The following is a 14,827-nucleotide window of genomic DNA, read 5'->3' on the forward strand; positions in this document are numbered from 1 at the left end:
CAAGCGTTGAAGCGCGCGCGCCCTACGGGGCGCGCGCGTCTTTTTACCTCCCTGAAATGCTGTTGCGAGGAGGCCCGGCATGGCCGCAGTCAATAAGCTCACCTGTTACTCCGACCCTGCCGATCACTACTGCCATCGTGTGCGTCTGGTCCTGGCGGAAAAGAACGTCCAGGCCGACATCGTCGAGGTCCAGGCCGGGCGCTGCCCGCCGAAGCTGGCCGAGGTGAACCCCTACGCCAGCGTGCCGACCCTGGTCGACCGCGATCTCGTACTCTACGAGTCGACGGTGATCATGGAGTACCTCGAGGAACGCTATCCGCACCCGCCGCTGATGCCGGTGTACCCGGTGGCGCGGGCCAACACCCGCCTGCTGGTGCATCGCATCCAGCGCGACTGGTGCGCCCTGGTCGACCGCATCCTCGACGATCGTCAGAAGGATGGCGATCGCGCCTTGGCGCGCAAGGAGTTGCGTGAGAGTCTAACGGGTGTGTCGCCGCTGTTCGCCGAGAAGCCTTTCTTCCTCAGCGAGGAGTTGAGCCTGGTCGACTGCTGCCTGCTGCCGATCCTCTGGCGCCTGCCGCTGCTCGGCATCGAGCTGCCGCGCCAGGCCAAGCCGTTGCTCGACTACATGGAGCGGCAGTTCGCCCGCGACAGCTTCCAGGCTAGTCTGTCCTCCATCGAACGTGATATGCGCTAAGGAAACCGATGATGAATTCCAGTCGACCCTACCTCGTACGAGCCCTCTATGAGTGGATCGTCGACAACGGCTGTACGCCGCATATCCTGGTGAACGCCGAATATCCAGGGGTCAGGGTGCCGCCGGGATATGCCAGCGATGGCCAGATTGTCCTCAACGTATCGCCCACGGCGGTGCGCCACCTGCAGATGGACAACGAGGCGGTGAGTTTCGAAGGGCGTTTCGGTGGCGTGGCGCAGAGCCTGTACATCCCGTCCCAGGCTGTGATGGCGGTCTACGCGCGGGAAAACGGCCAGGGTATGGTCTTCGACCTGGAGCCGCCAGTGCCGGCGGACGACGAGGAACTGCAGGACGACGACGGTCCCAGCGACGAGCCGCCACGGCCCAGCGGGCGGCCCAGCCTGAAAGTGGTCAAGTAGGAAAAAAGGCGATCCGAGGATCGCCTTTTTCATGCCCTCACGGTCGCGATGGTTCGCCGCCAGGTGGCATTTCTCCGGTGTGTCAACGTCTACGGGTTATCCGCCGAATCGCGGACAGAGTCCGGGCAAACACAGCGCCCCGTAGGATGGTGTTGAGCGAAGCGATACCCATCGCCACGACCGCATGGGTTTCGCCCAGGCTCAACCCACCCGTTGAGGCGCACCTCGGCGCGGCCTGCAGGACAGTTGCTCCTACGGTTCCAGGGAAGCACGGGTGTAGGAGCGGACTCCGTCCGCGATTGGTTTCGCCGGCCACGCCGGACACCTCGGCGGCACGGCCAACGGCGGATAACCGCGAACGGTTATTCGCCCTACGTTCCTGCCAAGGAAAAAGCCCCGCATGGCGGTAATGCTGTTCACTTAAGAAGGGATGCCGTTTCTCTGCCTGGGGGAAACGGTATTTTTCATTTGGGGTTATGGCTTGGCTCGCGAAGCTTGCCCCACTCCGGCCTTAACCTCGTCATTGCCGCGAACAATACTGAAGGGGAATAACCCAGTTGCCTTGGCTTGGGTGTTTCTGCGCCGCACCGAGTCTGCCCGACCGTCTTGTTTCGCCCCCTCGGGCGAGTCCCTTTTGTCAGTCGCCACAAAAGGAACCAAAAAGGCTTGCCCCGACATACGGGCCCGACACAGTCGGGCTACCCTCGCGAATTCCCCCGCCACGGAGGCCCGCCCCGAGGGTACGTCCCTGTAGCCCATCGGGGCTCTCGCGACATCCATGTCGCATGACCTCCTGAGCGCCGGTTTCGCTCGGCCTTCTGAAGGGGCGTTCCGGTGCGCTCGGATATTTCTCTGGAAATCCCAAGAGCAAACGCGCTTTTGCTTTTGCTTTTCGTAGGAGCGAGCTTGCTCGCGAACCCAGGGTTCGCGTTCGCGGGAATGACGGGGTGGGGTTAGGCGTTTCAGGAAGACTCCGAACTCTCCAGCCACTCAGGACAGCCCCCTCTCCCTTCAGGGAGAGGGCTGGGGAGAGGGTGCTCTTGAGTCCAGCACCTACGCCACCGACAAACCCCGTTCGCGAGCAAGCTCGCTCCTACAGGGGAGACGCCATGCCTTCCGCTGGACTGTATACGCCCCGGTGGCACGGCCGACGGCGGATAACCGCGAACGGTTATGCGCCCTACAGCGGTCGCGGTAGCAAGAAAAAAGCCCCGCGTGGCGGGGCTTCTTCAACTGGCTGAAGTCGCTCAGTCGATGTACTCGAACAGCCGCACGATCTTCTGCACGCCATTGACGTTCTGCACCACCTGGGTGGCCAGGTCGCCTTCGCGGCGGGTCACCAGACCCAGCATGTAGACGATGCCGTTCTCGGTGACGACCTTGATGCGCGAGGACGGTACGTTGGCGTCGGTGAGCATCTGCGTCTTGATCTTGGTGGTCAGCCAGGTGTCGTTGTTGCGCGCCAGCAGCGAGGAGGGCTGCAGGACCTGCAGCTCGTTGTGCACGGTCTTGACCTTCTGCACGTTGCGCGCGGCCTGCTCGGCCTTGTTCTTCAGGTCGGCGCGCGGCGTCTGGCCGGCCAGCAGGACCACGCCGTTGTAGCTGATGACCACGATGTGCGAGTTGCGGTCCAGGTCCGGATCGGCCTTGGCGACGTTGACCGCGACCTTGGTCTCGATCAGCGAGTCGTCGATGGTGCTGCCGATGGTGCGGGTGCCGCGGTTGTCGTCGATGGGCTCCTCGCGGGTGGCGCTGAGGAAGCTGCTGCAGCCGCCCATGACCAGAGTCAGGGCAAGGAGGCCGGCGAGGGTCAGCGGACTACGACTCATTCTTCACTCCCGAACAGTTGACGATCGATGAGGTCGCACAGGCAGTGGATCACCAGCAGGTGCACTTCCTGGATGCGTGCGGTCACCTTGGCCGGCACGCGGATTTCGACGTCCTCCGGCAGCAGCAGCGAGGCCATGCCGCCGCCGTCGCGGCCGGTCAGGGCCACCACCACCATCTCGCGGTCGTGGGCGGCCTGGATGGCCTGGATGACGTTGGCCGAGTTGCCGCTGGTGGAAATCGCCAGCAGCACGTCGCCGGGCTGACCGAGGGCGCGGATCTGCTTGGAGAACACCTCGTTGTAGCTGTAGTCGTTGGCGATCGAGGTGATGGTCGAGCTGTCGGTGGTCAGGGCCACTGCGGGCAGGCTCGGGCGCTCGCGCTCGAAGCGGTTGAGCAGTTCCGAGGAGAAATGCTGGGCGTCGCCCGCCGAGCCGCCGTTGCCGCAACTGAGGATCTTGCCTTCGTTGAGCAGGGCATTGACCATCACCATGCTGGCCTGTTCGATATGCGGAATCAGCACTTCCGTGGCCTGCTGCTTGGTCTCGATGCTGGCATGGAAGAGCTGGCGGATACGGGATTGCATGTCCATCAGGTGTGACCTTTCGTCGAGCGTCTGATCAGGTGTCAAAGGCGTTGGTGATCCAGTTCAGTTGAGCGGGTGGGGTTCCCGCGGAGGGCTGCACCGCTATTACGTCGAACCGGCAAGGGTGCCGGGACCAGCGGGCTTCCTGTTGCAGAAAATGTTCGGCGGCGGCGATCAGCCGTTGGCGCTTGTGCGCGTCCACGCTTTCCAGGGCGCCGCCCCAGGCCTGGTGCCGGCGGCAGCGAACTTCGACGAATACTACTGTATCGCCGTCCAGCATGACCAGATCGAGCTCGCCGCGGCGGCACCGCCAGTTCTGCGCCAGCAGGCGCAGGCCATGGCGCTGCAGATGCTCGCGGGCGAGCTGCTCGGCGCGGCGCCCGAGTTCCTGCGAGTCGCCGCGCCGTCCGCTCAAAGGCCGCCGTTCTCCAGCGGCTGCGCCTGGCCATTGCGGAATTCCGCCCAGGGCAGCTGGCGCTGGATGCGCTGGTTGGGCGCCAGGCTCAGGTTGCCGGTGAAGCCGTCGAGCTGCATGCTCGGCAGGGCCTTGAGTTCCGGCAGGCGCGGCGCCAGGCGGTAGGCGTCGGCGCCCATGGCGTAGAGCCGGCCGAGGCTGCTGGCGGCCTGCGGCCACTGGGCCACGACCTGCTGGCGCAGCGGGTTGCCGGTCTGCAGCAGCCAGGGCGTCTCGCAGAAACGGATGCCGTTGAGGTCCTGGTCCTGCGCCGGGTTGTTCTGCCCGGTGTAGAGGTTGGAGGTGGCGTAGACCGGCAGGTCGCCGGCGTACTGGAAGGCCAGGGTCGGCTTGATCTGGCGCGCCTGCTGCGGGGTCGAGGCGAGGAAGATGAAGTCGATGTCCTGGCGCCGCGAGGGCTGGGTGTCGACGTTGCTGTCGAGCACGCCCTGCAGGCGCTTGGCGCGGCCTTCGCTCTGGCGCAGCTGGAGCAGGTCGGCGATCTGCTGGGCCAGCTCCACCGGCTGGTCGACGTGCTCGGCGGCGATCAGGGTGCCGCCGCGGGCCTGCCAGTCACGGCTGAAGGCCGCCAGCACGCGGTCGCCCCAGTCGCCGCGCGGCACCAGCGCCACGGCGCGGCGCATGCCGTCGTCCCAGGCCTTGCGGGCCACTTCGCGGGCCTCGTCCTCGGCCGACAGGCCGAACTGGAACAGCTGGGCCGGGCCGGTCTGGGCGCTGTCGGTGTAGTTCAGGGCCAGGGTGGTGATGGGCAACTGCGGGCGATCGCCGAGTTGCTTGACCAGCGGCTTCTCCAGCGGGCCGACCACCAGTTGCACGCCGTCGGCCTGGGCCTGGCGGTAGAAGTCGTCCAGCGAGCGCACCTGGCTGCTGTCGTAGAGCTGGATGGACGGTTGCTGGCTGCCGCTCTGCTGGGCCTGGTAGTAGGCGGCCATGAAGCCGTCCTGCAGGGCTCGGGCGACGCCGGCCAACTGGCCCTGCTGGGGCAGCAGCAGGCCAATCTTGTTCAGCGGCTGGGCGGCCAGCGACTTGAGCTTCTCCAGGGCGTCCGGCAGTTGCTTGGCCGCCGGGTGCTGCGGGTTCTGCTGGCGCCAGGTGTCGATGTTGGCCTGCTGCTCCTGCAGGGTCGAGGCACTCTTCACCACGCGGGCCAGCTCCATCCAGCCGTTCAGGTCGCCTTCGTTGGCCACGGGTTGCAGCTGCTCCACCGGCAGGCTGGAGACCAGGCCCCAGATGGCCTCGTGGTTGGCCTTGCTGGCCTCGGCGTTGAGTAGCGGGTCGACGAACACGCGTTCGCGGGCGGCGGCCAGGGCCTGGCCGTCGGCAGCCAGGGCCTGGGCCTTGACCAGGCCGCTGCGCGCCTGCTGTTCCACCGGCAGTTCGCCCAGGTGGGTGAAGCTGGGGTGGTCGAAGGCCTTGAGGGCGGCCTTGGGCTTGTTGCGGGCCAGGGCGATCTGCGCGTCCAGGGTGCTGGCGAAGATCTGCTGCGCCGGCTTCAGGCTATCCATCGGGATCTGTTCGAGGATCTGCGCGGCGCGGCCGACGTCCTTCTGCTGGTAGGCCAGGTCGGCGGCCGACAGCTTGAGCAGCACGGCTTCCTCGGGCTTGGCGGTGGCGGCCTGCTGCAGCAGTTGCTCGATGCTGGCGTTCGGGGTGCGCGGCAGTTCGCCGAGGTTGGAAGAGGGCGAGCTGGCGCAGGCGGCCAGCAGGGTGGCCAGGCACAGGGCGGAAAGCGGACGCAGTCGAGCGATCATCATCGGGCTTCTCGTGGCGCATTCAAAAAGAGTCGGCAATTGTACCCAAGGCGGCTGGCCGAGGCGATGGCGGGTGCCGGAAACGGGATACAATGGGGAATTTTCCGGTTCGGCTTTAAGGAGTGCTGCGTGTCCCTCGGTACCTTGTATGTGGTGGCTACGCCCATCGGCAACCTCGACGACATCAGCGCCCGCGCCCAGCGCACCCTGCGCGAGGTGGCCCTCATCGCCGCCGAGGACACCCGCCATTCGATCCGCCTGCTGCAGCACTTCGGCATCGAGACGCCGCTGGCCGCCTGCCACGAGCACAACGAGCGCGAGCAGGGCGGGCGCTTCATCACCCGCCTGCTGGCGGGGGACGATGTGGCGCTGGTCTCCGACGCCGGCACGCCGCTGATTTCCGACCCCGGCTACCACCTGGTGCGCCAGGCGCGCGCCGCGGGTATCCGGGTGGTCCCGGTGCCGGGGGCCTGCGCGCTGATCGCCGGGTTGTCGGCGGCGGGCCTGCCGTCGGACCGCTTCGTCTTCGAAGGGTTCCTGCCGGCCAAGACCGCCGGGCGCAAGGCGCGCCTGGAAGCGCTGCGCGAGGAGCCGCGCACGCTGATCTTCTACGAGGCGCCGCACCGCATCCTGGAGTGCATCCAGGACATGGCCGAGGTGTTCGGCGAGGCGCGCCAGGCGGTGCTGGCCCGCGAGCTGACCAAGACCTTCGAGACCCTCAAGGGCCTGCCCCTGGGCGAGCTGCGCGACTGGGTGGCGGCGGACGCCAACCAGCAGCGCGGCGAGTGCGTGCTGCTGCTGGCCGGCTGGGAGGCGCCTGAGGATGAGGGCATCGACGCCGAATCGCTGCGGGTGCTCGACCTGCTGCTGGCGGAGCTGCCGGTCAAGCGCGCGGCGGTGCTGGCGGCGGAGATCACCGGGGTGCGCAAGAACCTGCTGTACCAGGCGGCGCTGGAGCGCAAGGCGGACTGAAGCGTCGGTTCGCGATTTTAAGACCTTCGTACCAGGCTGGCGGATTGCCCTTGCGGCTGGCCGCCGCTGTCGCTAACCTTGGCGGCGGAGAGTCGATTGGACAGTCGCTGCTTCGTGGTTCGCCACGGGGGGGAGGAAAGTCCGGGCTCCATAGGGCAGAGTGCCAGGTAACGCCTGGGAGGCGCGAGCCTACGGAAAGTGCCACAGAAAATAACCGCCTAAGCGCTACAGCGCCGGTAAGGGTGAAAAGGTGCGGTAAGAGCGCACCGCACGGCTGGCAACAGTGCGTGGCTAGGTAAACCCCACTCGGAGCAAGACCAAATAGGAATCCGTTGCGTGGCCCGCGCTGGATTCGGGTAGGTCGCTTGAGGCGTTCAGTGATGGATGTCCCAGAGGAATGGCTGTCCTCGACAGAACCCGGCTTACAGATCGACTCTCTCCTCTTTTCCCACTTCTTCCCACAACGACCATTTGTCGCGCGATGGAAGAAGCATAAATCTTAAGAAGTTGCTTTAAGTAGAAAAGCCCAGTGTTTTGAAAACACTGGGCTTTTTGCCTTTCAAGGTGGCGTCAAAAACGCTGCGAAACCTCTTAAAAGCACGCTAAATCTCCGTCCTATAAGGATTTTTCCCTCCAGCCTCGCCTTGACGGTGGGGAGTGCGCATTTCTATAGTGTGCGCAAGTGGTATGAAGTGGGTAAAAGTGGGATCAACTGGCAAGGAAAGCCAACCACCGGGGGAAACGCTGACGTGTTTCGCGGAGCTAACGCCATCAGTCTCGACGCCAAAGGGCGCCTCGCGATGCCGAGTCGGTATCGTGACGAGCTCGTTTCGCGTTGCAATGGCCAGCTCATCGTCACCATCGATGCCGTCGACCCCTGCCTGACCGTCTACCCCTTGCCCGAATGGGAAATCATCGAAGCCAAGCTCCGCGAGCTGCCCTCGCTGCGTGAAGAGACGCGGCGCCTGCAGCGTTTGCTGATCGGCAACGCGGTGGACCTGGAACTGGATGGCAACGGGCGTTTCCTGGTGCCGCCGCGGCTGCGCGAGTACGCCAAGCTGGACAAGCGGGCGATGCTCGTCGGCCAGTTGAACAAGTTCCAGTTGTGGGACGAAGACAAGTGGAATGCGGTGGCCGAGGCCGACCTCGCCGCCATCAAGGAGCCCGGCGGACTGCCGGACGAACTACGCGACCTTATTTTGTGAGCCTGCCTGTGAACGCCACCTACCAACACATCACCGTACTGCTCGAGGAGGCCGTCGAAGCGCTGGCCCCAAGGGCGGGCGGCTGCTATGTGGACGGTACCTTCGGCAGGGGAGGGCACAGCCGGGCCTTGCTTGGCAGGCTGGACCCGGGCGGGCGGTTGCTCGGGTTCGACAAGGACCCCCAGGCGATAGCCACGGGTCAAGCACTGGCGGCCGAAGATGGCCGCTTCGTCGTTGTACAAAGGTCGTTCGCCGAGATGGGCGAAGAGCTGGCCGCGCGCGGCCTGACCGGCCAGGTCGACGGCGTTCTGCTGGACCTGGGCGTGTCCTCGCCGCAGCTAGACGACCCCGAGCGCGGCTTCAGCTTCCTCAACGACGGCCCGCTGGACATGCGCATGGACCCCAGCCGCGGTGTCAGCGCCGCCCAGTGGATCGCCAGCGCCGCCGAGGACGAGATCGCCCGGGTGTTCAAGGAGTACGGCGAGGAACGCTTCGCCAAGCGCATGGCCCGTGCCATCGTGCAGCGCCGGGCGGAGAAGCCCTTCGAGCGCACCGCCGACCTGGCCGCCGTGATCACCGAGGCCAACCCGGCCTGGGAAAAGGGCAAGAACCCGGCCACCCGGGCCTTCCAGGGCCTGCGTATCCACGTCAACAACGAACTGGGCGACCTCGAGCGCGGCCTGGACGCCGCCCTGGAGGCCCTGGCCATAGGCGGCCGCCTGGTGGTGATCAGCTTCCACTCCCTGGAAGACCGCATCGTCAAGCAGTTCATGCGCAAGCACGCCAAGGGCGAGGCGGACAATCTGCCGCGCGACCTGCCGATCCGCGCCAAGGCCTTCGAGCCGCGCCTGAAGCTGCTGGGCAAGCCGCAGTACGCTTCCGAGGCCGAGCTCAAGGCCAACCCGCGCTCGCGCAGCGCGGTGATGCGCGTGGCGGAGAAGCTGCGATGAGCCGCCTGTTCGCCAAGCGCCTGCCCACCGGCAGCTTCATCATGCTGCTGCTGTTCATCGGCGTGCTGCTGTCGGCGATTTCCGTGGCCTACAGCGCCTACTGGAACCGCCAGTTGCTGAACACCCTGTACACCGAGCTGAGCGTGCGCGACAAGGCGCAGGCCGAGTACGGCCGGCTGGTCCTGGAGCAGAGCACCTGGACCGCCTACAACCGCATCGAGACCCTGGCCACCGGCCAGTTGAAGATGCGCGTGCCGGACCCGGCGGAAATCATCATGGTGGCGCCATGAAGAACCTCAACGGCGCGCTCTACCCCTGGCGTTTCCGCGTCGCCGTCGGCCTGTTGCTGGCGATGGTGTCGGCCATCGTCTGGCGCATCGTCGACCTGCACGTGATCGACCATGACTTCCTCCAGGAGCAGGGTGACGCGCGCAGCGTGCGGCACATCTCCATTCCGGCCCACCGCGGGCAGATCACCGACCGCAACGGCGAGCCGCTGGCGGTGAGCACGCCGGTCGCCACCCTCTGGGCCAACCCCAAGGAGCTGGTCCTCGAACGCGACAAGTGGCCGATCCTGGCCCATGCCCTGGGGATCAACCGCGACGCGTTGAGCGCGCGGCTGGAGCAGATGGCCGACAAGGAATTCATCTACCTGGTCCGCGGGCTGACGCCCGAGCAGGGCGAGGCGGTGATGGCCGAGGTCAAGGCCAACAGGATTCCCGGCGTCTACTCCATCGAGGAGTTTCGTCGTTTCTACCCGGCCGGCGACGTCACCGCCCAGGTGGTCGGCTTCACCGACGTGGATGACCGCGGCCGCGAGGGCGTCGAGCTGTCCTACGACAGCTGGCTGGCCGGCGTGCCGGGCAAGCGCCAGGTGCTCAAGGACCGCCGCGGCCACCTGATCCGCGACCTGCAGGTCACGCGCAACGCCAAGGCCGGCAAGACCCTGGCGCTGTCCATCGACCTGCGCCTGCAGTACCTGGCCAACCGCGAGCTGCGCAACGCCATCGTCGAGAACGGCGCCAAGGCCGGCAGCCTGGTGATCCTCGACGTGAAGACCGGCGAGGTCCTGGCCATGGCCAACCAGCCGACCTACAACCCGAACAACCGCCGCGACATGCAGCCGGAGATGATGCGCAACCGCGCCATGATCGACGTCTTCGAGCCGGGTTCGACCATGAAGCCGTTCTCCATGAGCGCGGCCCTGGAAACCGGACGCTGGAAGCCCAGCGACACCGTCGAGGTCTACCCCGGCACCCTGCAGATCGGCCGCTACACCATCCGCGACGTGTCGCGCACCGAAGGCCCGGTGCTGGACCTCACCGGCATCCTCATCCGCTCCAGTAACGTGGGCATGAGCAAGGTCGCCTTCGACATCGGCGGCGAAGCCATCTACCAGCTGATGCAGAAGGTCGGCCTCGGCCAGGACACCGGCCTTGGCTTCCCCGGCGAGCGCGTCGGCAACCTGCCCAACTACCGCGAGTGGCGCAAGGCCGAGACCGCGACCCTGTCCTACGGCTACGGCCTGTCGGTCACCGCCATCCAACTGGCCCATGCCTACGCGGCCCTGGCCAACAACGGCCAGACGGTGCCGCTGACCATGGTCCGCGCCGACCGCCTGCCGACCGCCACCCAGGTGATCCCGGAGCCGGTCGCCAAGACCATGCAGGGCATGCTGCAGCAGGTGGTCGAGGCGCCGAACGGCGTCTACCGCGCCCAGGTCCCCGGCTATCACGTGGCCGGCAAGTCCGGTACCGCGCGCAAGACCCAGACCGGCGCCAAGGGCTACGCCGAGAATTCCTACCGCTCGCTGTTCGCCGGCTTCGGGCCGATGAGCAACCCGCGTTTCGTGGTCGTCGTGGTGATCGATGAACCCAGCAAGGCCGGCTACTTCGGTGGCCTGGTCTCGGCCCCGGTGTTCAGCAAGGTGATGTCCGGCACGCTGCGCTTGATGAACATTCCGCCAGACAACCTGCAGACGACCCCGCAGCAGCAAGCCGATGCTGCGCCCACGAAAGGAGGGCGTGGCTGATGCCGATGAGCCTCAACCAACTGCTGCCGCAGGCCGAAGCCGGCGTGCTGATCCGCGAGCTGACCCTGGACAGCCGCGCGGTCAAGCCGGGCGACCTGTTCCTGGCCATTCCCGGCGCCCAGCATGACGGCCGCGCGCACATCGCCGATGCCATCGCCCGTGGCGCCGCCGCCATCGCCTACGAAGCCGAGGGCGCGTCCGTCGCGCCCATCGGCGATACGCCGCTGGTCGCCATCCGCGGCCTGGCCGCCCAGCTGTCGGCCATCGCCGGGCGCTTCTACGGCGAGCCCAGCCGCGGCATCGAGCTGATCGGCGTGACCGGCACCAACGGCAAGACCAGCGTCAGCCAGTTGCTGGCCCAGGCCCTGGACCTGCTCGGCCAGCGCTGCGGCATCGTTGGCACCCTCGGCAACGGTTTCCACGACGCCCTGGAAAGCGGCAAGCACACCACGCCCGACGCCCTGGCGCTGCAGGCCACCCTGGCGCGGCTGAAGCAGGCCGGCGCGCGCGCCGTGGCCATGGAAGTGTCCTCCCATGGCCTGGAGCAGGGCCGCGTGGCCGCCCTCGAATTCGACGTCGCGGTGTTCACCAACCTGTCCCGCGACCACCTCGACTACCACGGCACCATGGAAGCCTATGGCGCCGCCAAGGCCCGGCTGTTCGCCTGGCCGGGCCTGAAGTGCCGGGTGATCAACCTGGACGACGCCTTCGGCCGCCAACTGGCCGGCGAGACCCATCCCTCGCGCCTGATGGGCTACAGCCTGGAAGACGCCAGCGCCTTCCTCTATTGCCGCGAGGCGCGCTTCAGCGACGCCGGCGTCGAAGCCCTGCTGGTCACGCCCAAGGGCGAAGGCGTGCTGCGCAGTTCGCTGCTCGGCCGCTTCAACCTGAGCAACCTGCTGGCGGTGGTCGGCGCGCTGCTCGGCCTGGACTACCCGCTGGGCGACATCCTCAAGCTGCTGCCGCAGCTGCAGGGCCCGGTGGGCCGCGTGCAGCGCCTGGGCGGCGGCGACAAGCCGCTGGTGGTGGTGGACTACGCCCACACCCCCGACGCCCTGGAGAAAGTCCTGCTGGCGCTGCGTCCGCACGCCCACGGCAAGCTGCTGTGCCTGTTCGGCTGCGGCGGCGACCGCGACCGCGGCAAGCGCCCGATCATGGCCCAGGTGGCCGAGCAGCATGCCGACGGCGTGCTGGTGACCGACGACAACCCGCGCAGCGAAGACAGCGCGCGAATCATCGACGACATCCGCGCCGGTTTCGCCAGGCCCGAGGCCGTGCGCTTCGTGCCGGGCCGCGGCCACGCCATTGCCCAACTGATCGCCGACGCGAGCGCCGACGACGTGGTGCTGCTGGCCGGCAAGGGCCATGAGGATTACCAGGAGATCGCCGGCGTCCGCCATCCGTTCTCCGATCTGCAAGAAGCCGCCAAGGCGCTGGCTGCCTGGGGGGTGAAGAAAGATGCTTAAGCCGCTGCTGCTCAGTGAAGTCGCCGCCGCCCTCGAGGGCCGCGTGCTCGGCGCCGACGTCGCCTTCGACGCAGTGAGCACCGACAGCCGCGCCATCGAGGCCGGCCAGCTGTTCGTCGCCCTCGCCGGGCCGCGCTTCGACGGCCACGACTACCTTGCCGAGGTCGCCGCCAAGGGCGCCGTCGCCGCCCTGGTGCAGCGCGAAGTGGCGGATGCGCCGCTGCCGCAACTGCTGGTGGCCGACACCCGCGAGGCCCTTGGCCGCCTGGGCGCGCTGAACCGCGCCGGTTTCACCGGCAAGGTGGCGGCGGTCACCGGCTCCAGCGGCAAGACCACGGTCAAGGAGATGCTCGCCAGCATCCTGCGCACCCAGGGCGAAGTCCTGGCCACCCGCGGCAACCTGAACAACGACCTGGGCGCACCCCTGACCCTGCTGCAGATCGGCCCGCAACACGCCAGCGCGGTGATCGAGCTGGGCGCCTCGCGCGTCGGCGAGATCGCCTACACCGTCGGGCTGACGCGCCCGCAGGTGGCCATCATCACCAACGCCGGCACCGCCCACGTCGGCGAGTTCGGCGGCCAGGACAAGATCGTCCAGGCCAAGGGCGAGATCCTCGAAGGGCTCGACGATACCGGCACCGCCGTGCTCAACCTCGACGACCGCGCCTTCGACACCTGGAAGAAGCGCAATGGCGAACGCCGCCTGCTGAGCTTCGCGCTGAACAAGACCAGCGCCGACTTCCACGCCCGCGACCTGCAGCGCGACGCCCGCGGCTGCGTCGGCTTCACCCTGCTGGGGCGGGCCGGCGAGGCGCGCATCCAGCTCAACCTGCTGGGCGAGCACAACGTCGCCAACGCCCTGGCCGCCGCCGCCGCCGCCCACGCCCTTGGCGTGCCGCTGGTCGGGATCGTCCAGGGCCTTGCGCAACTGCAGCCGGTCAAGGGCCGCGCGGTAGCCCAGCTGGCGACCAACGGCATGCGGGTGATCGACGACAGCTACAACGCCAACCCGGCGTCAATCTGCGCGGCCATTGATATACTCGCCGGCTTTTCCGGCCGGACCGTCCTGGTCCTCGGGGACATGGGCGAACTGGGCGCCTGGGCCGAGGCCGCGCACCGCGAGGTGGGCGCCTACGCCGCGGGCAAGGTCGGTGCGCTCTATGCCGTGGGGCCGCTGATGCGCAACGCCGTCGAGGCGTTCGGCGCGGCGGGCCGGCATTTCGCCGACCAGGCCAGCCTGATCCAGGCCCTGGCCGGCGAACCCTCCACCACCACCATTCTGATCAAGGGCTCGCGCAGCGCGGCGATGGACAAGGTCGTCGCGGCGCTGTGCGCGTCCCCCGAGGAGAAACATTAATGCTGCTGCTGCTCGCCGAGTACCTGCAACAGTTCTACAAGGGCTTCGGCGTCTTCCAGTACCTGACCCTGCGCGGCATCCTCAGCGTGCTGACCGCGCTCGCCCTGTCGCTGTGGCTGGGCCCGTGGATGATCCGCACCCTGCAGATCCGCCAGATCGGCCAGGCCGTGCGCAACGACGGGCCGCAGTCGCACCTGTCGAAGAAGGGCACCCCGACCATGGGCGGCGCCCTGATCCTCACCGCCATCGCCATCAGCACCCTGCTCTGGGCCGACTGGTCGAACCGCTACGTCTGGGTGGTGCTGGCCGTGACCCTGCTGTTCGGCGCCATCGGCTGGGTCGACGACTACCGCAAGGTGATCGAGAAGAACTCCCGCGGCCTGCCGAGCCGCTGGAAGTATTTCTGGCAGTCGGTGTTCGGCCTGGGCGCCGCGGTCTTCCTCTACCTGACCGCCGAGACGCCGGTGGAGACCACGCTGATCCTGCCGCTGCTGAAGAACATCGAGATTCCCCTGGGCATCTTCTTCGTGGTGCTGACCTACTTCGTCATCGTCGGCTCCAGCAACGCGGTGAACCTGACCGACGGCCTGGACGGCCTGGCGATCATGCCGACGGTGATGGTCGGCGGCGCCCTGGGCATCTTCTGCTACCTGTCGGGCAACGTGAAATTCGCCGAATACCTGCTGATCCCCAACGTGCCGGGGGCCGGCGAGCTGATCATCTTCTGCGCCGCCATCGTCGGCGCCGGGCTGGGCTTCCTGTGGTTCAACACCTACCCGGCGCAGGTCTTCATGGGCGACGTCGGCGCGCTGGCCCTGGGCGCCGCGCTGGGCACCATCGCGGTGATCGTCCGCCAGGAAATCGTGCTGTTCATCATGGGCGGGGTGTTCGTCATGGAAACCCTGTCGGTGGTCATCCAGGTCGCCAGCTTCAAGCTGACCGGGAAACGGGTGTTCCGCATGGCGCCCATCCACCACCACTTCGAACTCAAGGGCTGGCCGGAGCCGCGCGTGATCGTGCGCTTCTGGATCATCACGGTGATTCTCGTGCTGATCGGCCTGGCCACGTTGAAACTGCGTTGAGGGCAGAG

14 protein-coding genes and 1 other RNA gene are annotated in these 14,827 nt (G+C 67.1%); 11 read left to right on the forward strand and 4 right to left on the reverse strand.

Annotated features, from left to right (window positions below; all coding sequences use genetic code 11):
• Window positions 1–79 precede the first annotated feature (79 nt).
• Both QSJ95_RS27080 and QSJ95_RS27085 read left to right on the forward strand, forming a co-directional pair.
• Window positions 80–697 carry a glutathione S-transferase N-terminal domain-containing protein gene (locus QSJ95_RS27080; protein ID WP_009617896.1) on the forward strand — a complete coding sequence of 206 codons (618 nt, stop codon included), beginning with the start codon at window positions 80–82 and terminating at the stop codon, window positions 695–697.
• A gap of 11 nt (window positions 698–708) precedes the next feature.
• Window positions 709–1,116: a ClpXP protease specificity-enhancing factor gene (locus QSJ95_RS27085; RefSeq protein ID WP_043315205.1), complete on the forward strand. Its 408-nt coding sequence runs from the start codon at window positions 709–711 to the stop codon at window positions 1,114–1,116.
• A gap of 1,247 nt (window positions 1,117–2,363) precedes the next feature.
• Here the strand turns inward: QSJ95_RS27085 and QSJ95_RS27090 are convergent.
• From QSJ95_RS27090 to QSJ95_RS27105, 4 genes are read right to left on the reverse strand one after another with little or no spacing between them, the layout of a single operon-like run.
• Complete coding sequence (locus QSJ95_RS27090) at window positions 2,364–2,945, reverse strand: BON domain-containing protein (protein WP_009617898.1); 582 nt, start codon at window positions 2,943–2,945, stop codon at window positions 2,364–2,366.
• A complete protein-coding gene (locus QSJ95_RS27095; protein WP_009617899.1) occupies window positions 2,942–3,535 on the reverse strand; it encodes a phosphoheptose isomerase in 594 nt (197 codons plus the stop codon). Before QSJ95_RS27095 ends, QSJ95_RS27090 begins: the two co-directional genes overlap by 4 nt.
• A gap of 28 nt (window positions 3,536–3,563) precedes the next feature.
• Window positions 3,564–3,944 (reverse strand): YraN family protein, encoded by a 381-nt coding sequence (locus tag QSJ95_RS27100; RefSeq protein WP_043315204.1) that lies wholly within the window; start codon window positions 3,942–3,944, stop codon window positions 3,564–3,566.
• A complete protein-coding gene (locus QSJ95_RS27105) occupies window positions 3,941–5,755 on the reverse strand; it encodes a penicillin-binding protein activator (protein ID WP_281686526.1) in 1,815 nt (604 codons plus the stop codon). The genes QSJ95_RS27100 and QSJ95_RS27105 overlap by 4 nt, the downstream gene beginning before the upstream one ends.
• Window positions 5,756–5,884: 129 nt before the next feature.
• Here QSJ95_RS27105 and rsmI point away from each other — a divergent pair, with 129 nt between their 5' ends.
• From rsmI to mraY, 9 genes are all read left to right on the forward strand, one after another.
• Entirely contained in the window at window positions 5,885–6,727 is an 843-nt protein-coding gene (gene rsmI, locus QSJ95_RS27110) for a 16S rRNA (cytidine(1402)-2'-O)-methyltransferase (RefSeq protein ID WP_285646635.1), read from the forward strand.
• A gap of 88 nt (window positions 6,728–6,815) precedes the next feature.
• An RNA gene (gene rnpB, locus QSJ95_RS27115) (RNase P RNA component class A) lies at window positions 6,816–7,168 on the forward strand.
• A 308-nt stretch (window positions 7,169–7,476) separates the two neighbouring features.
• Window positions 7,477–7,932 carry a division/cell wall cluster transcriptional repressor MraZ gene (gene mraZ, locus QSJ95_RS27120; RefSeq protein ID WP_043272369.1) on the forward strand — a complete coding sequence of 152 codons (456 nt, stop codon included), beginning with the start codon at window positions 7,477–7,479 and terminating at the stop codon, window positions 7,930–7,932.
• 8 nt (window positions 7,933–7,940) lie between these two features.
• A complete protein-coding gene (gene rsmH / locus QSJ95_RS27125) occupies window positions 7,941–8,882 on the forward strand; it encodes a 16S rRNA (cytosine(1402)-N(4))-methyltransferase RsmH (protein ID WP_267853863.1) in 942 nt (313 codons plus the stop codon).
• The gene (gene ftsL, locus QSJ95_RS27130) at window positions 8,879–9,172 is read left to right on the forward strand and encodes a cell division protein FtsL (protein ID WP_009617905.1); all 294 of its coding nucleotides are present in this window, start codon (window positions 8,879–8,881) and stop codon (window positions 9,170–9,172) included. The genes rsmH and ftsL overlap by 4 nt, the downstream gene beginning before the upstream one ends.
• On the forward strand, window positions 9,169–10,914 hold the full coding sequence (locus QSJ95_RS27135) for a peptidoglycan D,D-transpeptidase FtsI family protein (protein ID WP_043272370.1): 1,746 nt from the start codon (window positions 9,169–9,171) through the stop codon (window positions 10,912–10,914). The genes ftsL and QSJ95_RS27135 overlap by 4 nt, the downstream gene beginning before the upstream one ends.
• On the forward strand, window positions 10,914–12,380 hold the full coding sequence (locus QSJ95_RS27140) for a UDP-N-acetylmuramoyl-L-alanyl-D-glutamate--2,6-diaminopimelate ligase (RefSeq protein ID WP_285646638.1): 1,467 nt from the start codon (window positions 10,914–10,916) through the stop codon (window positions 12,378–12,380). The genes QSJ95_RS27135 and QSJ95_RS27140 overlap by 1 nt, the downstream gene beginning before the upstream one ends.
• Window positions 12,373–13,737, forward strand: a complete 1,365-nt coding sequence (locus QSJ95_RS27145; RefSeq protein ID WP_285646639.1) for a UDP-N-acetylmuramoyl-tripeptide--D-alanyl-D-alanine ligase — start codon at window positions 12,373–12,375, stop codon at window positions 13,735–13,737. Before QSJ95_RS27140 ends, QSJ95_RS27145 begins: the two co-directional genes overlap by 8 nt.
• Window positions 13,737–14,819: a phospho-N-acetylmuramoyl-pentapeptide-transferase gene (gene mraY, locus QSJ95_RS27150; protein WP_009617910.1), complete on the forward strand. Its 1,083-nt coding sequence runs from the start codon at window positions 13,737–13,739 to the stop codon at window positions 14,817–14,819. The genes QSJ95_RS27145 and mraY overlap by 1 nt, the downstream gene beginning before the upstream one ends.
• Window positions 14,820–14,827: the final 8 nt, after the last annotated feature.

This window comes from Pseudomonas sp. NBRC 100443 (genome assembly GCF_030268185.1).
Lineage (GTDB): Bacteria > Pseudomonadota > Gammaproteobacteria > Pseudomonadales > Pseudomonadaceae > Pseudomonas > Pseudomonas citronellolis.